Origin of the sequence: Paenibacillus sp. USHLN196 (assembly GCF_037144955.1) — a bacterium.
Lineage (GTDB): Bacteria > Bacillota > Bacilli > Paenibacillales > Paenibacillaceae > Paenibacillus > Paenibacillus xylanexedens_C.
The window spans coordinates 39692-60985 of record NZ_JBBCYH010000017.1 but is presented as its reverse complement, the minus strand read 5'-3'; the positions used below and the strand labels follow the sequence as shown (position 1 = coordinate 60985).

Sequence of the window (21294 nt, the reverse complement as noted above, 5' to 3'; positions counted from 1 at the left end):
AAGCAGCCATACGGATGAATGACTCGACCAAGAAAGGATGAACAACCATGTGCGGTATTACCGGCTTCATACAGTGGAATCGGGATTTGACCCAGGAATCAGAGCTGCTGGTCCGGATGACGGACAGCTTGTCGAACCGGGGGCCCGACGCTTCAGGTACATGGATCTCCAATCCTTGTGCCTTTGGACATCGGCGTCTTAGTGTGATGGACCCCGAGAACGGGGCACAGCCCATGCATGCGTTACAAGGAGATACCTCCTATACCGTCGTGTATAACGGAGAACTATACAATGCACCCGAGTTGAAAAAGGAATTGCTCCAGCGGGGGCATCAGTTCCGTACGCAATGTGATACGGAAGTGTTGCTCGCCTCTTATATCGAGTGGGGACCGGCATGCGTTGACCGGTTTAACGGTATTTTTGCTTTTGCCATTTGGGATGGGGGACGTGAACAGGTTTTTATCGCACGGGATCGCCTTGGCGTGAAACCTCTGTTCTACAGTAATGCAAAAGACACCCTCGTATTCGGCTCAGAGCCCAAAGCACTGCTCATTCACCCGGATGTGGAAGCAGCTGTTGGCCCGGAAGGATTAGCCGAAGTCTTCATTATAGGACCTGCCCGGACACCTGGACACGGGGTGTATTCTTCACTGAGCGAACTCAAGCCTGCACACGCGCTAATCTACAACCGAAACGGAATTCGTACCTATGCCTACTGGAAACTGGAAAGCCACAATCACGAACATAACCTGGAAGAGACGGCCGCCGAAGTGCGAACCCTCTTGCAAGATACACTGGAGCGCCAGTTGGCATCAGACGTTCCTGTCTGCTCGCTTTTATCAGGAGGACTGGATTCCAGTGCCTTGTCTGCATTAGCCGTGGATTATTACAACCGGACGGGGCAAGGCCAAGTCAGTACGTATTCTGTCGATTATGTAGATAACGCCAAGCATTTCCAGGCCCATTCCTTCCAGCCGGGAGCAGATGGACCGTGGATTAAGCGAATGGTAGATGAACTCAAGACCGATCATCACTGGATTGAGATCGAGAACGGAGAACTGGTTCATGCACTGACACAGGCTATGCTTGTGCGAGATCTGCCCGGCATGGCGGATGTGGACTCCTCGCTCTATCTGTTCTGTAAGGAAATCAAAAAAGGAGCCACGGTTGCCATTTCAGGCGAAGCGGCGGACGAAGTATTTGGCGGCTACCCTTGGTTCCATCGGGAAGATATGCTGAACTCCGGTACGTTTCCTTGGTCTGTAGCGCCTGATATGCGAGCAGCCTTGTTATCCCCGGACATTCGGGAATGGATTCGGCCACTCGACTATCTCGCAGACCGCTATTCTGATGCCGTGGCTGAAGTACCTCTTTTGGATGGGGAAACGGGCAAAGCTGCACAAATGCGGGTGATGTCTTACCTGAATATCACACGTTTCATGCCTACTCTTCTCGATCGCAAAGACCGGATGAGTATGGGGGCAGGATTGGAAGTACGTGTACCTTACTGTGATCACCGTCTGATCCAATATGTGTTTAACATCCCTTGGGAAATGAAAATAACGGGCGGACGGGAAAAAGGCATTCTGCGTAAAGCACTCGAAGGTGTCCTGCCTGACGATGTGTTATACCGCAAAAAGAGTCCATACCCGAAAACACATAATCCACAATACCTGGCTGCGGTCAAACAACAGGTACTTGATATCCTGGATGATCCCACATCCCCTATTTTGCCTTTGATCGACAAAGCTCAGATCCGCAATCTTGCGTCTTCACCAGATGCAGCTTCCAATCTTCCCTGGTTCGGACAGTTAATGTCGGGTCCCCAGTTATTTGCTTATCTGACTCAGATCAATACCTGGTTGCGGACATATAAAGTTGCCATTCGTTAGAATGACCATTTATCATTCATAAAAAAGACGTTTGGTGAACAGCGTAACTGTTGTTCACCAAACGTCATATTATTCCTACATCGATCAATCTTTATCGGTTGATTAATACCGGATTTCGCTCAAGCAGCCCACTGCCAAACGTATCCCTGAACGGAGAATCCTCCATATGGATATAACCAATGTAACAGCCACACTTTTTCATGCGACATGGCCGATCCGCAGACAAAGCCTGCAAACCATCACGATACAAATGCCCAATGATCCGGCGATCCTTGTAGCACCTCTTCACATGCCCTGACCCTTGTACATAAAACACTTCCGAACCGGCAGCACATCGCTTGCCCAAACTCTCATAGTCCTGCAGATTGCCTTCAAAAAGCGGATCAAGCCCACGTAAAAACTGAATCTCTTCCGGGGTATAATACTTCGGCCGATCTTTAAATGCATTAACCCACATGTACACATCATCCGGTAAAGCCTGTCTCATGGATTCGATGGCGGGGAATGCACTGCGGAGTCCCACTGTACCGACACTAAAAGCAAGCCCCATCTGACGCAAGGTCAAACATTGTTTTACAAAAGAAGCCTCTTTTGTCTCGCGAGGATGATACGTCGCCCAAAAGGCTGCTTTATTCGCATCTAACTCCCTCGCCCAATCCAGTTTGACGGACAGGTTGGTTTGGATTGCAACTTTATCCACATGTGGCATATGTGACAGCTCAACCATGGCTTCACGATACCAGCGCCGTACCAAAGCTTCACCATAGGGATTGAAGAAAATCGAAAATTGATGCCCGGCACTCTCTTGCTCCCTGACCCAATTCACAAATTGACCCAATTGTTGTTCATCCACTTCCAACGTCTCTTTGGAGTCCACCGTTTTGCTAAACGGGCAATATGGACAGTCGTAATTACAGGAAGACAACTTCCCCCGATAATACAAAGTTGCTCTCATGAAAAAACAAACCCTTCCATCTGTTCACGAATTTCGGCAGATATAAGCCAATCCCCAATCGCATCGGAGTAACCCAGTCCCTCTTCAGTCAGACGCAGTACCTGCTTGCCCTCATCATTCTCCAGCTCGGCCATACCCACCGTCAACAGTTCTGCTAACCAGTCATAGTCGGACATCACATCGGTACCGAAACGCTCATGGTAGTCAGACAACGTCAATCCCTCCCGATGCAGCAACGCTTTCAGAATGAAGCGCCGTCTCTGTTCCTCACGGCTTAACACAATACCATAATCCGCCACATCGTAACGCTCAGTAGCCACATAATCGGCGATGATGCTTTGCGTGGCCTTGTAACTCACGCCATACTTGGAAGCATAGTGTACTTCACTGGTATAAGAGCGTGCCCCGCATCCCAGACCAACCATGCCTTCCTCCTGACAGCTGTATGGCAGAAGTGCTTTCGAGGATGACTGTTCCCTGGCAAATCTGCGCATCGAATATTGCACATAACCTTTGCTTTTTAATGTCTCACGTGCAGCTTTGTACAGCTCCATCCGAATATCCGGTCCCTGACGGCGAATATCATCAGGCTTCACGATCGTATTTTCCCGTGTATACAAGGGATAGATAAAGATCTCGCCCGGTTCGTAGGCCAGCACTCTTTCCAGTGAATAGATCCACGATTCAACCGTTTGCCCTGGCAGACCATAGATCAGATCCAGATTCAATAATGGGAAATCATACCGAGTAAGCTTCTCAAGCGCTCGTTCGACCTCCTGCGGTTTTTGTGGACGATAGATGGCGGATGCCTCAGCTTCAATAAAACTCTGAATCCCCATACTGACACGATCCACACTTCGTTCCTTCATAATGGCGAGCTTGGCTTCCGTAACCGTATCTGGCGACGTTTCCACTGATATTGATGCTTGCACGGGATTCAGCCCCATCACATGCTCAGCAATATCAAACAGACGATTCAATTGAACTTCATTCAATAATGTAGGCGTTCCCCCACCAATCGCGAATCTCGAATACGGTCTGCGAGAAGTAATGGGTGCCCACTGCTTCGCTTGGCGTTCCAGCGCATCCACATAGCGTTCATGGGTATCATCCCGTCGATCCGGCAGTGTAAACAGATTACAGAATCCGCAACGAGCAGCGCAAAAAGGAATGTGCATATATAAAAAATACGTATCGGTATTCTCTTTTTCCCACAGTGACTGCAACGGCAGCGGTGGGTCAAGCTCCCGATATGCGGTCTTGTGCGGGTATGAATATAAATAAGAACGATACGGGAATGCCAGCACTTCACTGAGACCTGTAGTTATGTTGGATCCAGACGGTGTGGAATGGCCTGCTGTCGTATGTTGTAATTGTTTGTCCATCGGTCTCCTCCTGTCTCTATAATAAAAATTCTCGATAAGGTACGGTCCAGACCACATCATGTGCAAGCCGGTGTCCTTGATATCCATCTTCACCGTAAGCCGTACCATGATCTGAAAAAGCCAGACAAAATGCAGGGCGGGCGCGTTTCCTCATCGCCTCAAACAATGGACCCAGAGCCTCGTCCACATATCGAAGTGCAGCACGCTGAGTCTCCACCGAGTCCTCCTTGGCTCCTTCTACAAAATACCGATTGGGGCCATGAATGGCAGACACGTTCAAAAACAAAAATATCTTTTCATCCGGAGGCGTCTGTTCAAGCAGCTTTAATGCATGCTGTACCTGATGCTCTGTCGATTTGGGATTGGTTACCCCAAAGTTCATTCGCCAGTAGCTCTGTTGGAAATAGCCGGGTAATACTTTCGCAAGCGGATTCTTTTTCGTAAAAAAGATAACGCCGCCAATGCAGATGGTACGGTAACCTTCAGCCGCGAATCCAGAGACGATATCCGGTGTATCAAAGAGCCAGGTGTGTGGATGTGTCTTGAGTCCGGTATTCCGGGAATGAAACAGCCTTATGTGAGATGCCTTATCCGTATTGGCAGGAGTGGGCATAAAACCACCAAAAAAAGCATGATGCGCTGCATATGTAAAACTGCCCGGGGTATGACGCTTCTCCCATGGACCCGAACCACACAGATTAGGACAATTTTCCTCTTCCAGCTTGGCTACGTCATATCGTAAAGTATCCAAGGTAATCATTAACAGATCATGGGAGCCCACAATGGTGTTCATATCAGTCATGTTGAATAGGCTCCTTTCGTAAAAGTTCCATCTCCCATTCGTAGGTTCCAAGTCCATGATGTTGGACTCTGTACAGTAAATCTCCGAATGGATTCACGTCCAGCACATAAGCAAGCGGGTTCGCGCCACTAGTAAGCATCACATCAATCCCCGCTGACCACGAGTTGGGAAATGCAGACATGGCCGCTTGCGCTTCTGCCCGAACTAGCGAAATCCGCTGTTCATCCAGACCTGCTTCAGCAGGCAGCATACGCTCATTGCACAGATGAAGATTGGTAATCGGCGTACGGCTCAGCCGCATAATCGCATGACCTGCCTGTCCACCCGCAACCAGTTGACGAATATCGTACGCCCGTTGATCAAGCGTGGCTTTGGGCATCCACCGTTCAATCTGTGCACCTTCTGCACATAACCAGTTCATCAGCGTAGCAATCTCCTTACTGCGGGTATACTTGCGTAAACGTCCCTCATTGAAGAAAATCGTCTTGCCTTGTGCCTGTTCCATTCCCATCGTCGTTACAGCGATTTCGTCACCCGTACGCGGATTAACTTGGTACGCCACAACGCCTGAGGCTCCGGAGCCACTTGCGAGCTTTACAAATACACGATTCATACCGACATATTGCATAGCTGTACGCAAGTCGGTGTAACTTCGGATCGGCTGTGAAGACTGGAGCGTAGGAGGTACCTGAACCCCATGAGAAGATAGATGCTGCTGACATGCTCTCTTGTCAAACATCAGTTGGATGTCACCAGGATCATTCATGAATCGGACTTCAGGCCATACTTCACGAGCCTCACGGCCCATTCGATCCAGACATGCTTTCCAGCCACGGAACCACTGGGCAGGAGCGTAGATTCTTCCCCACTCCTGTTCCAATGCAAGTACCTGTTCTGTGGAGTATGCTTCTGCACCCATTCCATCCAATATAGGTGGCGTATCGTTCATAGCTCCAAGGAATAGCAATTCACGCTCTACTTCCCAATCCTCACCAGGAGCATCAATCCGAATCAGGGGTACAGGCAGACTCGAATCAACTGTATCAGCGATCGTTCCGCCGTGTCTCCAGTTCTGGAGCAATTGAGCATATGGCAGTACAACCGCAGGTTTCAAACCTAATCTATTTCGAGCCTCTTGCAACTCTTGGGTTCGGCGATTAGTTGGGTTTCCAATCAACAATAAGGGCTGATCTTCCGTTGGATTATGCACATCAACTATTCCGTTAACGACGGGTAGCGCCAGTCATCCTCATCGCTCTGTTGCTGGTCACTAACATCTACGGATATACCAGAGCTTTTCCAGCGACTGATCATTTCATTGGTCATGTAGTGGTAACTTAGATCGAGGTGTTTCAGTTTCTTGATCTTGTCACTGGCAAACAGGGCTTCAGCCCCTTCATCAGACAACGTGCCCTGTGACAAATCGAGTACTTCAAGTTGGTCCAGAATAGGCGCCTCAGCTGCTGCTTTCGCAATCTCATCCTGAATTTCACTATCTTTCAGCCCCAAGTAAACGAGCTTTGGAAATAATCCTTGTTCCAGAAGGGGAAGCACATCTTCAAGTGAACCATCGAAACCATAATTATCGACGCCCAGATATAATTCCAGTTTACGCAATTCAGGCAACTTGGCACGGGTGATTGAAGATAACACGTCTTTCGGCAGCCCACCACAAATAATAATCAATTCTTCAAGCTTGGCATGCTGGAGTGGTTCCAGACTGAGGCCACTACTGCCCATTACAGAGAATGATTTTAATTCTGGAAAGGCACCCAGCAGCGGTGTGAGATTCGTCTGGATAATCCACGATACTTCACACTCTTCGAATCCCATATCTCCAATGAACAGTTTCTTCAATGACGGAAAGCTTGGAGCCGACTCGACGAGCGTACCCATGAACTCATCAGGCGAATTTTCATAAGCCTGTCCCCAATCTCCGATGACCAGACTTTCCAGTGAGCTGGCCTCCGGTTTAGCCGCCAGTTCCTTAATTAATTTTTCCATACGAATGCCGTCCTCATAATCATCGTAGGATACAACCAGCTTCACTTCTTGCATGAGCAATTCCCTCCGTTTAAGGTTCATATATGATTCGTTAATTTGAATGTTACCCCATACCACACAAGGCTTGCAACTTCTTCCAACTCCAGTCCCAAATAGATTCCCAATCGTGCAATGTAAACCATTTCTCATGTAGGTACAGGAACATACGTTCTGATATATAGTCGCAGAAATAGCTATATTCAATTAGGTATATGGATGGACCTTCGCCAAACCCAATCAAACACTTCATTTCATACAAAAAGCGTTAATGGCGGGTGAACCATCCCCATCGGAATGCTTCTGTCCTTCCATTAACGCTTTGATGTTCACATATCATGAAGTTAAATCAAGATGTTTCGTTTAGTCTCAGCCTTCAAGTCTCGATACGAGCGCTCTCAGCGCATGACCACGGTGACTAATCGCCTGCTTTTGCTCCAGTGTCAACTCTGCCATCGTCATCTCGTATTCAGGTACATAGAAGAGTGGGTCATATCCAAATCCGCCAGCACCTGCAGCTTCAGCCGTGATCCAGCCTTCCGCAGTGCCTTCTGCTTCATACTTATCACCTGTTGTCGGATCGTACAGGACCAGCGCACAGACAAAACGAGCGGGACTCAATAGCGGCTGCTCGGTGTCCTCACCAGATTTCAACGATTCCAGTGTCTCCAGCAACTTCGCATTATTCTGTGCATCCGTTGCTCCTTCGCCTGCATATCTCGCTGAATATACCCCTGGCTCACCATCCAACAGGTCTACGCAAAGTCCTGAATCGTCTGCCAGAACAGGCAATCCAAGCGCATCACCAACCGCCTTGGCTTTCTTCCAGGCATTCTCCGCAAAAGTTACGCCATCTTCTACCACATCCGGCAGCTCCGGATAATCAAACATGCTCTTAACCTCTTTGCCAAGCGGTGCGAAAGCATGAGCGAATTCACGGACTTTACCCGCATTGCGGGTGGCGACAATGAGAATTGGGCTGTCCAAACTCATCTTAGGCTTCCCCTAATCCACGTGCGCCGATCTTGAGCGCAATCGGTCCAAGCACTTCTTTTTGACGCTCGATCATTTCCAGAATTCCCTGCTCGCCCAGTTCCAACATTGCGTTCAGCTCACGGCGATCAAATGGTGCTTCCTCGCCTGTTCCCTGAAGCTCGACGTATTTACCGCCGCCTGTCATCACCAGGTTCATATCTACCTTGGCTTTGGAATCTTCATCATAGTTCAGATCCAGTACAGGCTGTTCACCCACAACACCCACACTTACCGCTGCAATGAAATCCGTAATCGGGAACACTTGCAGTTTGTGCTGTTGGGAGATCTTGTTCACAGCAAGCGCCAACGCTACAAACGCACCGGTAATGGACGTTGTGCGTGTACCTCCGTCGGCTTGAATGACATCACAGTCCAGGGTAATGGTACGCTCACCAAGAGCCTGCAGATTAACTACCGAGCGCAGTGCCCGACCAATCAGACGCTGGATTTCCATGGTGCGTCCAGTTAATTTGCCGCGATTGGCTTCACGTTGGTTCCGGGTATGTGTTGCACGTGGCAACATGGAATATTCAGCTGTTACCCAGCCTTTACCCTGCCCTTTCATAAAGGGAGGAACACGTTCTTCTACTGTAGCTGTACAGATCACCTTTGTATCTCCAACTTCAATCAGTACAGAGCCCTCGGCGTATTTATTCGTGTTTACTGTTAAATTCAGCGGGCGCAGCTGTTCGCTGGTTCGTCCGTTTGATCTCATTTTTTCTGCCTCCTACGACTTAAGCATCCTGTAATGTTGAACTTATTCACACTTTTAGAGATTGTTCAAAAAGCTCGCTTTTGATTACGAAAAATGCCTTAAGGCATCATCAGCATCGAATATGGAATTCAGCCGAAATGTCCGTTGCTCACGTAGTTTGCCTACGCTCCGCTACTCCATTTCTAGCTTCATCCCATCTTCTCGGTACTGAAAACCGATCTTTTTGAACACGTATTTTTACTAATCCCTTATATTTTACCAAAGAGTTCGGTTAAAAGCATCCTTAAGCATTCCTTGCTCATTAAATCGGAATTTCGTTGATATATTCAGGCTTGGAAACCGGCGCACTGTAATCCCTGTTGTCGTCACCCATGACCGTTTTTTGGCCGTTCCATTCGATCTGTACTTTGGCATCCTTGCTGGCTGTATTCTCTGCTGTAGTTAATACGACGGACTGTAATAGCTCACTTGGCACGATATCCCCTTCGGCAAACATATCGTCTTTCAGCGCAACCGTTACCGTGCCATCCTCAGCCGTTTTGACCGATTGCAACTCTGTTCCGCCTGTCATGACCTCTTCCAATTCCCCGCCTTTGTCAGGTCCCTTGATCAGCTCGTTCAATGCCGCCTGCACCCGATCCTCACCAGGTGTGACCAGACGTGTAACCGGAACATAATATTGGATGCCTGCTGGCGAAGCAGCGGAGAAATAGACCGTTACCGGACTGCTGTTGGTCACAAACGCATCACCCAGATCCAGATTGATTCCCACAGCCCGATTCAGTGGTTCAGGCAACGGCGTGCTGTTCACCGGCATTTGCGTTAACTTTTTGCCATCCACCCAGATCTGCACATTCTCCACATCAGGTGTTCCCGTTAATGTCCACGTGACAGCTTCTAGCATTTTCCGTTCTTCCTTCGCATCATACTTGGCAAAATTACCCGAGAACTCCACGACCGCCAGCTTGTCATCCGCATGAATCGTTACATTCTGAACAACCGTTCCCTGTGGGAGAACGCCCTGAAATCCTTCAGGCAACATGCCTGCATAAGCCCCACCTGTAACAAGTGTATCCAGTGCTGTCTTCGGACTGCTGGCATCTGTTCCAGAAGGAAGTGTCAGGGAAACCGGAGCGAGCAGCCCCTGCTGGTCTTGCAGATATACCGTCGTTAATGGGAGCGTTGCGAGTGCACCATTCCCTTCGGCTGCCTGAATCATGGCTGCTTCCTGGATAGGCGGTGGTGGATCAACAGCTTCGGAAGACTGTGCTCCAAACATGCCGCAGCCTGACAATACCATAGGAATACTCAGCAGCGCTGCTGCCGATACCGTACGCAAAGAATGGATCTTTCTCATGATCACGTTCCCCCTCATTCATTTTTACAGTTTGTACTACCATGTATACGAGCCTTTGTCCAAAAAATAACTAAAAGATCATAAGAAAAACATCTATCGATGCACTTTCACAGAAGACAGACCGTGTTCAGCTGAAATTTTTCTTGCGATAATCCAATTGTTCAACTTCGTTGAAAACGTATAAATTCTATTATCTTAAAGAAACGTAAAACAGGTTAATACGTATTAGGAAGCAAGAGTAGGGACATTGCTAACTTCAGAGGAGGAATCGCCCATGGAACATCCTGAGCAAGAAAAAATCCCTTACAGCCTGAATAGCGGCAAGGTCGCGGAGGCAACACGAGAATGGCTGCATAAACGGGGCGTCACGATCCCTGAGATCGCAGAGCTGGTTATGTTATTGCAGAAAAAGTACTACCCTGATCTTACGATGGAAGAATGTATTGAAAATGTGGAGAAGGTTCTCCGTAAACGCGAGGTACAGAACGCTGTCCTGACCGGTATTCAGCTCGATATTCTGGCAGAACAGGGTCAACTCATATCTCCTTTGCAGGAGATGATTGAGAACGATGAAGGACTATATGGTGTGGATGAGATTTTGGCTTTCTCCATCGTCAATGTATATGGCAGCATTGGATTTACGAATTATGGTTATGTGGACAAGCTGAAGCCAGGGGTGCTTGAACGACTGAACGACAAGAGTCTGGGGCCTGTCCACACGTTCCTAGATGATATTGTCGGTGCGATTGCATCGGCAGCGAGTAGTCGTATCGCCCATCGCAAACAATCCGAGCTTGAAGAAGCACTGGGAGAAAAACCTGTCAGCGATGATGCTGTATAACGCGTAACTCGTTTCATATCTGTAGTCATTGCGGGACATTGGACATGTGCGTGGATGCTTGGTGAAATGACTGTTCGATGAAATAACTTTTCATGAAAGAAGCGGCCTGATGGCCGCTTTTTTTTGTATGTGTAACGATACACATTGGATAATCCACATGTTATTATTTCAGATGTTTAGGTCGTACCGTTCCCGCCAAACCATAACCTTCAACCCACTTCTTTTCGGCAGCTGGCTCAGATGGTGTCCATTTTGGTCCAATCGTGATTTCCGGGCCTTTGCGCTCTCGCATCATGCCACGCAGCACAGTGATGCCGAAGATGCTGAGTCCAGTGAATACATACATCATCCGCATGATGATATTGCCAGAATCTGTTCCCGTCACCATGCCATGAACCAGCAGACCAATGAACACCGGGTAGGACAGCATGTGGAACATGAACCACCATTTGCGGCCCAGCTTGTTCCTCAGGTCACTGGATAACAGGACGATCACTAATCCATAGAAGGCTAACGTTCCCAGACCACTGCCGATCGGATGCATGGAGGCGGTAAAAGGAATTAGAAGTTCTCCCCAGGTAAACGGGCTGTAGTGATCAATATATAAAGTCAACGCATGCACAAGTCCAAGTCCGAAGGCGAGCCAAGTCGTTCGGGTATGCCATTTGAACATGGCTGCTTTCGGTTTGCCTTTAGCGATAGGCATCCCTTGAGCAATGCCCAGAAACACACCGGCAAAGAGCAGCATATAAGCAGCAATCCCACTAATTCGAATGATATTCCACGTCGGCAGGTAATCTACAATCCATTGTGACATAACCGGCTCCCCCACATCTGTTAGACTTGTCCTTGTTTAGATCAGACTGAAGCGATGATCCGGATCAAAACCGAGCCAGTGCTCAGCGAGCGTATCCGTATTCCCTCTAAAATAAATAATCCCATCCCGTGTCATCCACAGGACGTCATGCCGATCGTAATGTCGGTTTAACCAGCCCACCGCTTCGGCACTCCCCAAAATGCAGACCGTCTTGGCAATGATCTCGCATTGCGAAGCATGCTGTCCCATAACGGTACACTGTAATACATCCGTATCTGCCGGCTCCATCGTTCGTGGGTCAATAAGGTGATGTGCAAGGCTTCCATCCGTATTCTGCCATTGTCTGCGGGAAATACCTGAAGTTGCAACAGCTCCTCGCTGTAAGCGAACCGCACCTGACACATTCTCCTGATCCTGCAAAGGATCTGCTACTTGCAAGGTCCACTGAGGATGGTCTGATGTGCCCCATACTTGGATATCTCCACCCGCGTTAATCAAACCCGCCGGAATATGCAATGTTCGCTGCAACCAGTCTGCGATGCGCTCCACTGCCCATCCCTTAACAATGCCTCCCAGGTCCAGCTCAGCTCCAGGGTCCAGATGAACCATCCGGCTACCTTCCCGCTGAATCCAACTCGGACGGCTGTGGTCATATCGATCTTCCATCATCGCTGATGATTCAGGTGTTTTCGTTCGCAATATGCGTTCAAGTAATGGACGTTGCGGTTGTCGTTGTTGCACCTTTTCGAAGGACAGATCGTATCCCGAAGCCTGAAGGGCCTGCGAGATTCCCGGTTGAAAAATCCCTTCGGTCAGTCCAATATAACCGTACGCCAGACTCAAAACCTCATCCATCGCAGCAGAGATGGGCATCCATCCGGTCGAACCATTCAGACGATTCAATTCACTCTCTGCCACAAATCGGCTGAATCGTTGCTCCTGCGTCTGAAACCAATTCTTCACCAAGGTTGCTGCATGTTCAGCTTCTTCCCGCCCAGCGGACAATTGCACTTCAACATCCGTGTTCATTGCACGGAATTGAAATTTGAGCGGACGAGCAACCTGCTCCGTGCGGCTCATGATGCACCCGTGCGTGACTGATAGTTGCCACTGCTGTATCCGGAGTCTGTATCCTGGTTATTTTGCCCGAAACGCTGAGCATCTGTATAACTTCCCTTGTTACTCATGCTCTGATTCGATCCAGCGGCTTGTGTGCTATCGGATGTTCCATTATCTTGACGATCATTATTGTTGTTGTCCGTTGTACTGCTGATCCATTCATCCATCACATCATCACGTGTATCAACTTGGCATGAAGCAGTAACGCTTGTATCTGTGCCATTCGCTGCTGCATAGGCCACATCAAAGGCATCCGAAGTTCTTACATATTGAAAGAGTGCAGCCACAGTCAACGTTGCTGCCGCTGAAGCTTGCCATTTTCTCCATTGATTCCGTTTTCTTCTGGTCATCGCTCTTCCCTGCTTTCTTTAGGGTGTGTCTCAAGACACGTCCTAGCGAAGTTCATAGACGTATCATAGGCGCGCTGGCTTAAAAATAGATGAATGAACCGTTAAGAGAGGCTAAAGCTTTATCGTTGGAGTCGTGTCAAACTAAAAAAGACCCAGAACAGTTGCATTTACTGTTCCGAGCCTCTATATAAGATCGCATTATCATTTCATATCGATATCATCATTCCGTTTAGATTTTAAAATAGAACGTGCCATCCGGTTGCTGCTCTTGCTTCGCCACTTCCCGTCGAATTAACTCCTGCAAATGGGCCAACGTCTCACTCATGGCAAACCGCAGTTGATGGGTACCGAGCCGATTGCCAAACATATATACACAAATGTCATACGCATTCGCCGGTGACTCCTGAATTCGCTCGGACATCTTCTGAAGGCGCTCCTCGTGATGGGCAAGCAAATCAGCTGTGCGTTCGCTGAACTGGGCAAATGGATTTCGATGTCCCGGGTACGCCTGCTTGACATTCAGAGCCCCGAGACGATGCAATCCTTCCATATACGAAAATAAAGGCTGAGGGTCACTGCCCGGTTGCAGACTGATATTCGGTGAAATCTGTGGCAATACGGCATCTCCGCACAGAATCTCCATCGACTCCGGCGCATAAAAGGATAAATGGCCTGGGGCATGTCCACCCGTCTCCACAGCAACCCAACGTTTCCCGCCCATATCGAGCCACTCACCGTCTTCAATGGGAGTCACATTCGGAAGTGGTGTGATCTGCGAAGTAAATGCCTTCATATGTTCATGTATCTGCTCGGTCTTGTCTTCCGGCATACCGTGACGACCATAATAATCAGGTAAGATTGTATTGATGCGTGAATCAGGTCCCCACATATAATCGGCCTCTTGGCGAGAACGTGTGGACATTCGAACGGGTGCACCCGTCATCTGTTGCATCCATCCAGACAACCCAAGGTGGTCGGGGTGATGGTGGGTCAGCACAATTTGATGAATATCGCTAAAGGTCAGGCCGAGATCTGCCAGCGCTTCATGCCACTCCTGTTCCGTCTCCGAATTACGCGGTCCCGGATCTATGATAGTGATCGTTCCATCCGGTTCAGACAACACATAACTGTTCACCCAGCGCAAAGGAAAAGACATGGTAATCTTGACCCGATGTATGCCCTCTGTCATGGACATCTCTTCTGTTCGCTTCATACGTTTTCCCCTTCCAGACGTCTGTTCACTCCACAGGACGATGACCCACAAAAATCATACGCGGAGAAGCCTGCTCGTCATACTTCTCTTCATCATAGCCGCCATGAACCTGATCTACCTGAAGTCCAGCTTCACTTAACAGCTCACTCAGTTGATCCTTTGTATACAGCTTCACACGTTCCTGATATACCCGCGGTTCATGTCCGGATGCGGTATCCGTAATGCGAATTTCCTTTTGCACAAATCCTTCCTCAATCTTGCGAAACTCCTCAATCCGCTGCCCTTCATCCTCTCGAACAGAGTGCGGAACCAGATGACGAGTCACATAAGCTGTATTCATAAAATCAATAATGTAGCTGCCACCCGGCCGAAGCATGCGATGAATGGCACGTAATACTTTCAGTTGTTCTCCGTCCTCAAGGAAATAACCAAACGATGTGAACAGATTGACTACGGCGTCGAAGCCGCCTTTCAGGGGGAGTTCACGCATGTCTGCATGGCACCACGTTACTCGGTGTTCGTCATCCATTAGGCGAGCTTCACGCAAAAGCACATCGGAAAGATCGACTCCGGTCACTCGCAATCCTGCGTCCGCAAGTGCCAATGAGTGCCGTCCCATACCGCAGCATAGATCCAATACTTCAGCATTGGGCTCAAGCTTCAACCACTTGATCATTTTATGTACTTCCTGATAGGCACCCTGTACATCCCGGTGCTTGTATACGAGCAGATAATCTTCTCCAAAACTCTTTTCATACCATTCCGTCATCCATTCTCGCCCTCCACTTGGTCACTGGCCCTCTGTCGGTCATACGGCTGTTGTAAAGGCCTGATCATTTCCCATAAGCTTTTAAGTTATTGTAACGTCTTTATTCTGCAAACTCAAAAAATCCCACATATCATCCGCATTGAAGAGCCAAAATGCACACGATATAATGTTTAACATACGCATACCCCTGCGAATCGGTTAAGTATAAGCAACAGGAGGTGTTCTTATGATTCGCATCGGACTTACCGGATGGGGGGATCAGGAAGATCTCTATCCAAACCGTACCAAAGCCAAAGACAAGCTCAGTCTATACGGTCAATACTTCTCCACTGTGGAGGTGGATAGTTCCTTCTACGCCGTTCAACCGCGGGATCGAATGGCACGGTGGGCTGCAGAGACGCCCGAATCCTTTGCTTTTATCATCAAAGCCTATCAGGGAATGACCGGACATCTGCGAGGCAAACCATATTTCACCAGCACGTCGGAGATGTATAAGGCTTTTCGGGAATCACTGGAGCCTGTCATTGAAGCTGGCAAGATGCAGGCAGCCTTGTTTCAATATCCACCTTGGTTTGAGTGCAATAAAGACAACGTGAAAGAGCTTCGTGAAGTGAAACTGAGAATGGAAGGTATTCCGTGTGCCCTCGAATTCCGTCATCGTAGCTGGTATGAAGGTGACATGCGCGAGCGGACGCTTTCGTTCCTGAAAGAGCAAGGCTGGATTCACAGCGTCTGTGACGAACCTCAGGCAGGTCTAGGTTCTATCCCCATCGTGCCACAGGCGACGGATTCCGAGATGACGCTGGTGCGTATGCACGGACGCAATGTGTCCGGCTGGCATCAGAATGGTGCGCCTAATTGGCGCGAGACCCGTTACCTGTACCGTTACAACAAGGAAGAGCTGTTGGAGTGGAAAGGGTATCTGGAGCAGTTGCAGGAGCAGAGCAAGGATGTCTATGTTATTTTTAATAACAACTCCGGTGGCGATGCAGCAGCGAATGCCCAGATGATGATGGACCTGCTGGACCTGCCGGTGAAGCCTTTTCCTGACCGTTCTGAGCCTGAGCAGGAAGAAGGACCAGAGCAGCTGGAATTATTTTGATCGGTATTAACGACGGAGTTATTCACATTATAGGGTGAAGGTACGTGTATGTTATTGCTATCTTGCAGATCGGATTCGAAACTGGAATCAACTAAAAGCGGCAAGCCTTGGGGCTTTGCCGCTTTTTTCAGCTCGTATCTACCTATTGAAGGCTATCCGCAAATATCCGTTCAGTTATGTCAAGCACTAGCGCTGCGCAGCCGTTACCGAAGAATCGATAGACACCTTGGAGAGCTGCTGATTCATCTTATGCGCTTCAATGCCAGCCAAGAGCACAATGCCGATTCCATGGGTATCGTTCAGATTCCATCCCAGATCATCGCGATAATACAAGGCGGTAAACGAGTACCCCGAACCCCGACATACCCCGTATATATTACCTTTATAGTCAATCGACAAGCGAGTCATGCCTTCCCATCCTTTGCGTACGGCCTCCAGATAAGGCTCCGGTTGTTCTAGCCACCCTTCCCGAATTCCACGGGCATAGGCGTAGATGAACATCGATGTACAGGAGGTCTCTTCATACGAATCCGAGCGGTTTAACACCTGATGCCATAGTCCATTTTCCCCTTGCAGCGCCAGATAACCTTGACTTAAATCACGATAGAAACATAACAGTTCCGGCCGTTTCCCATGATCGTGCGGCAGAATGGACAACAGTTCGGTTAAGGAGAATAGCACCCAGCCGTTACCCCGTCCCCATGGAATACCTGTCGCCCGACCACGCACAAAATCATACACATGGGACATGATCTGTTGTTCGGGAAGGTAGAGGTATTTACGGAACATCAGGAACTGATTGACCGCATCATCCCAATACGTCGCATCACCTGTCAACTGACCATAACGCATCAGAAAAGGTGTACTCATGTATAAGTCATCACACCACATCGTCTCCTGACGCATCTCTCCACTGCCCCGAACCCGGTAAAAGGCACCATCCTCCAGACGTTCCTGCTCATCCGTAATGTAACCTGCAATCCGATCCGCAGTATCTCTTCCCCCACGAATATCGCCAAACTCCATCGCAGCAAGCAGTGTAGATCCAAACGAACCGCAATCATCCAGACTGTCTATCGCAGACAGCTGATTATTGATTCCTGCCGCACCGTACCCTTCCCGATCCCACAGACCATAGCGGTCAAATGAAGTGCTCAGTTCAATATGTTGCCGCACATACTGAATGTAATCATCACGTCCCAATTCCTGTCCCGTTTGGAAAAGTCCAAGCAGGGTGACGCCTAGCGGATAATTCCACTTTCCGTAATGTGTGTTCTCCAGATAGGGACGAACATGCGTATCGGGAAGATCTACTCGCCAATACACACCTTGTGCGCCATCATCAAATACGGTATCTGTTCGCACGATGTCGGCGTGGGATGGTTCAGCACCGGGAGCAAACACACCTGTATACAGCCAGGGGTCAGAGCATCCCGCCACCGGATGAGGAGGTTTTAATCTCCAGCCTGTGGAACCCGAACGCTCGGCATCTTCCAAAGTGAATCCCCAGGAGCCACCAAGTGCTTGAATTTCACCTTTTGCGACCAAATCCGAGGAACCGTAACGTCGCGGGAGTTCAACGTGAAAGTTACCGCTACTTCCAGCAGAGTATATTTCCGTGCCATCCACATACAAGGTCAAAGCACCATCATGACGGCCTTTTAAAATAACTGGCGTTGATCCGGGCAAGGTTACATCCAGTTTGGACCATGCGTAGGCCACAGCGGGCTGTTCTGGACCAAAGATTCGGGCAAAAGAACCCATGCTCCGCTCCTCGTCTGTCCAACCCCTGCGCGGATACCAGGAAAGGCCCGTTTCTTCTTCCGTCATGCCGTCACGAGGAAGAGATAATACAGGTTCATCGACGGGTTCCGAATATAACCAGCCCTCCTGTCCTTGACGATCTGCCCCAGGAGTGAGGAAATGCAGCGGGAAATTTTTGAAAGAGGCTGTTCCGTAAATACCGCCGAATCCCACTTCTGTTTTGACAAAACACAGCAACACATCATTCCAGCCATAGTTAACGGAAATCGGAATCTGGGTTCTTCGCTCAGGAAATAATTCCTGCAACAACTCGGACTTGAATACCTCTTCGCCGTTCACATAGATCGTCACCGGACTATAACAGTTCAGGCCTGTATTTAACGTTGCATTCTGCTCGCCCCATAACTTGCCCCATACATACACGTACTGCCCTGCATGCGCCTCTACGCATTTCTCATTCAGATTCAGGTCATAGCGATAGTCCCCTAGCCTGCGAAAACCTCCCTGATGATAAGCTCTGAACAAAAAGGAATGTTTCGGATGATCACCAATATAACGCTGAGCCACCGTAGTCAATATATCCGGAATTGAATCGTACACCTTGCCTGCAATCGCCTCGTTCTCATGAAAATAACGAATGATCGTCAGCTCCCTTCCTTATACCTTGATTCGTTCGCTTAGCCGCAATGTCTCTCCGCCCTGCACTTCAACAACCTGCTGATCTGCCGAGAACCAAACCGGGATGGCAGACGGATTATGGATGATGGATCGATCGGCTGAACACTCCATTCGTTGCACCGCTTTCCAATAGGCGATCACTTCGATGTTCGTCGCGTACCAGATGTCGTTCCTGCCGCCAATCTGCTCACCGAACTGTTCGATAATCTCCCAGTTGTCATTGTCATTGAACTCATAACTGTGACCCCAGACATAGAGCAATAGTGGTGTACCTGTTTTGGAATGTTGGATAAAACGTTCGGCATGAGCCGCCAGATCATGGTTATGATGACAGGTCGGATGCCATTCAAGGGGCCGATCTGGCAATGTGTATCTGCCATGAGATTCAACAGTACGAGCATAATCGATGCCAAGCCACTCCAGCTTCGTACTTAAAGCACGGTCGTACCCTCCATTGGGATAAGCCATACCTCGTACGGGATAACCGACAAGCTTCTCCAGCGCTTTTCGGTCCTCAATAATCTCTTCGGTCAGCAATTCATTCGGAACATAAGGCAGTGTAGGATGAGTAACAGTGTGAACAGCTACTTCATGTCCGGCGTACAGTTCCGCGACTTCCCCCGGCTCGATGCGGCCTGGATTGCCCAGGGTACCGGAATTCAGATTAAATGTTCCCCGCAGTCCATACCGATTACAGATATCCACCAGTCTGCGATCATGCACCACTCCATCGTCATAGCTGAGCGTTAACGCTTTCATCACACCACCTGGATAGCGGTCAAACTGAATACGATGTCCCATCTTGCTCCTCCTCCTGCTTCTTTTCCTGGCCCTATTTCTGAATTTCCTTCACATTAAAATAGCGAAAAACACCCTGACCTCCACGATTCGCAAACCGTGTGTTTACAGCATAGATACCCATCTTCGCTCCAACCCAGAGGGCTGTTGTTGCGCTAAACGGTGTACCCATCGTCTGAAACTCCGCTCCGTCCTCACTCCAGCTAAACTGGCACAAAGCAGGTTCTGTCAGGGTAAGCCGAAGATGAATGGTCCAGCCGGTTGCCTGCGAACCCTGGCCCTCCCAGTCCAGTCCCGTTTCCTCCCATTCTTCGGCATGCAGATGGCTGTCTTCGCGTTTGGCTCCGCGAATCAGCGATAACCGAATGGTTCCGTCTTCTGTCTGTAACAGGCACAGGCTTGCATACGAATCACCAAACATGATGAGACCTGACTGATCCCCTTCCTGTTCAGGCAGGAACGTGAGCCGGGTTGTCGCTTCAAATTCAGATGCGGGCAGCTTCTGCAAGAGAAGATGAGGTGTACCAAACAAAGACTGAACGCCCTCCGGGTATGGATGAGCAGGCAATACGATCCCTCTTTCTGTACCTGCCTCAGCCCATTCAGGACGGGAGTTCGCCTGCCATTGCCACTGCAGCCCCAGACGATCAGCCTGAAAATTATCGGATACCTCAGGTACAGTGATCGGATAGGAGGTTCCTACATCTGGTTTGATGTGCACATCAACAGGTTCACCCGTTCCATTTCCTTCACGGTCAATTCCAATGACAGGCCAGCCGTCTTCCGTCCACGTCATCGGCTGTAAATGAACAATGCGGCCATAGGCATCCCGATCCTGAAAATGAATAAACCAGGACTGATCCGATTCCAGCTCCACATATCCTCCCTGATGAGGCCCATTCACAGAGGAAGATCCCTGATGCATCACAACTCGGTCCTCATATGGCCCAAATACCTGTTGGGAACGCAAAACCGTCTGCCACCCCGGCTTCACACCACCAGCCGGAGCAAAGATATAATAATACCCATCGCGCTTGTAGAACTTGGGCCCTTCAATGGTCGGATGATGTTCGGTCCCATCAAAGACGATCATGCCTTCGTCCAGAAGCTCCCTTCCATCCGTAGCCATCCGGCACACTTGGATTTTGCTCTTGATTCCACTGCGACTATGGGCAAAAGCATGTACAAGGTATGCTCGCCCGTCCTGATCCCATAAAGGACAAGGGTCGATCCAGCCCTTGACTTCATGAACCAGATGCAGCGGCGACCACTCGCCTTCTGGGTGATCCGCCGTGGTCATGAAGATGCCCTCATCCGGTGTGCTGAAGAAAATCCAGTACTTCCCGTCATGATACCGGATGCTGGGTGCCCATACGCCTTTGCCATGAAGAGGTACATCGTATCCTGGCAGATCAAGCCGTTCTATGGCATATCGGACAAGTTTCCAATTCACCAGATCCTTCGAATGTAGAATAGGTAGGCCCGGTGTATGCGAGAAACTGGAGGCCGTCATATAGAAGTCATCTCCTACACGAATCACATCCGGGTCCGAATAATCCGCATGCAGAATCGGATTGCGGTATGTACCGTCACCCTGATCTGCGACCCAGACCGGGTCCAGTCTTTGTTGGTCAGATTGAGCTGTATTCATACTTCCACTCC

General features: G+C 49.2%; 19 protein-coding genes. 3 read left to right on the top strand and 16 right to left on the bottom strand.

Annotated features, from left to right (window positions below):
- Positions 1 to 47: 47 nt before the first annotated feature.
- The gene (asnB, locus tag WFI24_RS29205; RefSeq protein ID WP_336765428.1) at positions 48 to 1892 is read left to right on the top strand and encodes an asparagine synthase (glutamine-hydrolyzing); all 1845 of its coding nucleotides are present in this window, start codon (positions 48 to 50) and stop codon (positions 1890 to 1892) included.
- A gap of 91 nt (positions 1893 to 1983) precedes the next feature.
- Here the strand turns inward: asnB and WFI24_RS29200 are convergent, their stop codons facing one another.
- The 8 genes from WFI24_RS29200 to WFI24_RS29165 all read right to left on the bottom strand — a co-directional run bounded on the left by WFI24_RS29200 (position 1984) and on the right by WFI24_RS29165 (position 10181).
- Positions 1984 to 2847, bottom strand: coding sequence for an STM4011 family radical SAM protein (locus WFI24_RS29200; RefSeq protein ID WP_336765427.1), 864 nt, complete (start codon positions 2845 to 2847; stop codon positions 1984 to 1986).
- The gene (locus WFI24_RS29195) at positions 2844 to 4232 is read right to left on the bottom strand and encodes an STM4012 family radical SAM protein (RefSeq protein WP_336765426.1); all 1389 of its coding nucleotides are present in this window, start codon (positions 4230 to 4232) and stop codon (positions 2844 to 2846) included. The genes WFI24_RS29200 and WFI24_RS29195 overlap by 4 nt, the downstream gene beginning before the upstream one ends.
- Positions 4233 to 4248: 16 nt before the next feature.
- A complete protein-coding gene (locus WFI24_RS29190; protein ID WP_336765425.1) occupies positions 4249 to 5034 on the bottom strand; it encodes an STM4013/SEN3800 family hydrolase in 786 nt (261 codons plus the stop codon).
- Positions 5027 to 6244 carry an STM4014 family protein gene (locus tag WFI24_RS29185; protein ID WP_336765424.1) on the bottom strand — a complete coding sequence of 406 codons (1218 nt, stop codon included), beginning with the start codon at positions 6242 to 6244 and terminating at the stop codon, positions 5027 to 5029. The genes WFI24_RS29190 and WFI24_RS29185 overlap by 8 nt, the downstream gene beginning before the upstream one ends.
- A gap of 5 nt (positions 6245 to 6249) precedes the next feature.
- Positions 6250 to 7092: an STM4015 family protein gene (locus WFI24_RS29180; RefSeq protein ID WP_336765423.1), complete on the bottom strand. Its 843-nt coding sequence runs from the start codon at positions 7090 to 7092 to the stop codon at positions 6250 to 6252.
- 351 nt (positions 7093 to 7443) lie between these two features.
- Positions 7444 to 8067, bottom strand: coding sequence for an XTP/dITP diphosphatase (locus WFI24_RS29175; protein ID WP_336765422.1), 624 nt, complete (start codon positions 8065 to 8067; stop codon positions 7444 to 7446).
- A gap of 1 nt (position 8068) precedes the next feature.
- Positions 8069 to 8824 carry a ribonuclease PH gene (rph, locus tag WFI24_RS29170; RefSeq protein ID WP_017692572.1) on the bottom strand — a complete coding sequence of 252 codons (756 nt, stop codon included), beginning with the start codon at positions 8822 to 8824 and terminating at the stop codon, positions 8069 to 8071.
- A 301-nt stretch (positions 8825 to 9125) separates the two neighbouring features.
- Positions 9126 to 10181, bottom strand: a complete 1056-nt coding sequence (locus WFI24_RS29165) for a GerMN domain-containing protein (RefSeq protein WP_336765421.1) — start codon at positions 10179 to 10181, stop codon at positions 9126 to 9128.
- 274 nt (positions 10182 to 10455) lie between these two features.
- Between WFI24_RS29165 and WFI24_RS29160 the strand changes: the two genes are divergently transcribed.
- The gene (locus tag WFI24_RS29160) at positions 10456 to 11022 is read left to right on the top strand and encodes a phosphatidylglycerophosphatase A family protein (protein WP_336765420.1); all 567 of its coding nucleotides are present in this window, start codon (positions 10456 to 10458) and stop codon (positions 11020 to 11022) included.
- A gap of 163 nt (positions 11023 to 11185) precedes the next feature.
- Here WFI24_RS29160 and WFI24_RS29155 read toward each other — a convergent pair whose 3' ends face one another.
- The 5 genes from WFI24_RS29155 to WFI24_RS29135 all read right to left on the bottom strand — a co-directional run bounded on the left by WFI24_RS29155 (position 11186) and on the right by WFI24_RS29135 (position 15290).
- The gene (locus WFI24_RS29155) at positions 11186 to 11839 is read right to left on the bottom strand and encodes a ferric reductase-like transmembrane domain-containing protein (protein ID WP_336765419.1); all 654 of its coding nucleotides are present in this window, start codon (positions 11837 to 11839) and stop codon (positions 11186 to 11188) included.
- A gap of 36 nt (positions 11840 to 11875) precedes the next feature.
- On the bottom strand, positions 11876 to 12919 hold the full coding sequence (locus WFI24_RS29150; protein WP_336765418.1) for an FAD:protein FMN transferase: 1044 nt from the start codon (positions 12917 to 12919) through the stop codon (positions 11876 to 11878).
- A complete protein-coding gene (locus WFI24_RS29145; RefSeq protein WP_336765417.1) occupies positions 12916 to 13308 on the bottom strand; it encodes a hypothetical protein in 393 nt (130 codons plus the stop codon). Before WFI24_RS29145 ends, WFI24_RS29150 begins: the two co-directional genes overlap by 4 nt.
- A 229-nt stretch (positions 13309 to 13537) precedes the next feature.
- Positions 13538 to 14521 (bottom strand): MBL fold metallo-hydrolase, encoded by a 984-nt coding sequence (locus WFI24_RS29140; protein ID WP_336765416.1) that lies wholly within the window; start codon positions 14519 to 14521, stop codon positions 13538 to 13540.
- 25 nt (positions 14522 to 14546) lie between these two features.
- Positions 14547 to 15290, bottom strand: a complete 744-nt coding sequence (locus WFI24_RS29135; RefSeq protein ID WP_336765415.1) for a class I SAM-dependent methyltransferase — start codon at positions 15288 to 15290, stop codon at positions 14547 to 14549.
- Positions 15291 to 15516: 226 nt separating this feature from the next.
- On the opposite strand from WFI24_RS29135, the gene WFI24_RS29130 reads away from it, so the two are divergent.
- The gene (locus tag WFI24_RS29130) at positions 15517 to 16392 is read left to right on the top strand and encodes a DUF72 domain-containing protein (protein WP_336765414.1); all 876 of its coding nucleotides are present in this window, start codon (positions 15517 to 15519) and stop codon (positions 16390 to 16392) included.
- A gap of 186 nt (positions 16393 to 16578) precedes the next feature.
- On the opposite strand, the gene WFI24_RS29125 is transcribed toward WFI24_RS29130, so the two are convergent.
- The 3 genes from WFI24_RS29125 to WFI24_RS29115 are packed head-to-tail and all read right to left on the bottom strand — an operon-like array spanning position 16579 to position 21283.
- Complete coding sequence (locus WFI24_RS29125; RefSeq protein WP_336765413.1) at positions 16579 to 18756, bottom strand: glycoside hydrolase family 88/105 protein; 2178 nt, start codon at positions 18754 to 18756, stop codon at positions 16579 to 16581.
- Between the two features lie 57 nt (positions 18757 to 18813).
- On the bottom strand, positions 18814 to 19635 hold the full coding sequence (locus WFI24_RS29120) for a polysaccharide deacetylase family protein (protein WP_336765412.1): 822 nt from the start codon (positions 19633 to 19635) through the stop codon (positions 18814 to 18816).
- A 31-nt stretch (positions 19636 to 19666) separates the two neighbouring features.
- Positions 19667 to 21283 (bottom strand): glycoside hydrolase family 43 protein, encoded by a 1617-nt coding sequence (locus tag WFI24_RS29115; protein ID WP_336765411.1) that lies wholly within the window; start codon positions 21281 to 21283, stop codon positions 19667 to 19669.
- Between the last annotated feature and the right edge of the window lie 11 nt (positions 21284 to 21294).

Coding starts and splice junctions, on each gene's coding strand:
- WFI24_RS29200 (WP_336765427.1), bottom strand. CDS start 2,847: ATGAGAGCAACTTTGTATTATCGGGGGAAGTTGTCTTCCTGTAATTAC.
- WFI24_RS29140 (WP_336765416.1), bottom strand. CDS start 14,521: ATGAAGCGAACAGAAGAGATGTCCATGACAGAGGGCATACATCGGGTC.
- WFI24_RS29180 (WP_336765423.1), bottom strand. CDS start 7,092: ATGCAAGAAGTGAAGCTGGTTGTATCCTACGATGATTATGAGGACGGC.
- WFI24_RS29145 (WP_336765417.1), bottom strand. CDS start 13,308: ATGACCAGAAGAAAACGGAATCAATGGAGAAAATGGCAAGCTTCAGCG.
- WFI24_RS29165 (WP_336765421.1), bottom strand. CDS start 10,181: ATGAGAAAGATCCATTCTTTGCGTACGGTATCGGCAGCAGCGCTGCTG.
- WFI24_RS29195 (WP_336765426.1), bottom strand. CDS start 4,232: ATGGACAAACAATTACAACATACGACAGCAGGCCATTCCACACCGTCT.
- WFI24_RS29120 (WP_336765412.1), bottom strand. CDS start 19,635: ATGGGACATCGTATTCAGTTTGACCGCTATCCAGGTGGTGTGATGAAA.
- WFI24_RS29190 (WP_336765425.1), bottom strand. CDS start 5,034: ATGACTGATATGAACACCATTGTGGGCTCCCATGATCTGTTAATGATT.
- WFI24_RS29175 (WP_336765422.1), bottom strand. CDS start 8,067: ATGAGTTTGGACAGCCCAATTCTCATTGTCGCCACCCGCAATGCGGGT.
- asnB (WP_336765428.1), top strand. CDS start 48: ATGTGCGGTATTACCGGCTTCATACAGTGGAATCGGGATTTGACCCAG.
- WFI24_RS29155 (WP_336765419.1), bottom strand. CDS start 11,839: ATGTCACAATGGATTGTAGATTACCTGCCGACGTGGAATATCATTCGA.
- WFI24_RS29135 (WP_336765415.1), bottom strand. CDS start 15,290: ATGACGGAATGGTATGAAAAGAGTTTTGGAGAAGATTATCTGCTCGTA.
- WFI24_RS29160 (WP_336765420.1), top strand. CDS start 10,456: ATGGAACATCCTGAGCAAGAAAAAATCCCTTACAGCCTGAATAGCGGC.
- WFI24_RS29115 (WP_336765411.1), bottom strand. CDS start 21,283: ATGAATACAGCTCAATCTGACCAACAAAGACTGGACCCGGTCTGGGTC.
- WFI24_RS29150 (WP_336765418.1), bottom strand. CDS start 12,919: ATGAGCCGCACGGAGCAGGTTGCTCGTCCGCTCAAATTTCAATTCCGT.
- rph (WP_017692572.1), bottom strand. CDS start 8,824: ATGAGATCAAACGGACGAACCAGCGAACAGCTGCGCCCGCTGAATTTA.
- WFI24_RS29130 (WP_336765414.1), top strand. CDS start 15,517: ATGATTCGCATCGGACTTACCGGATGGGGGGATCAGGAAGATCTCTAT.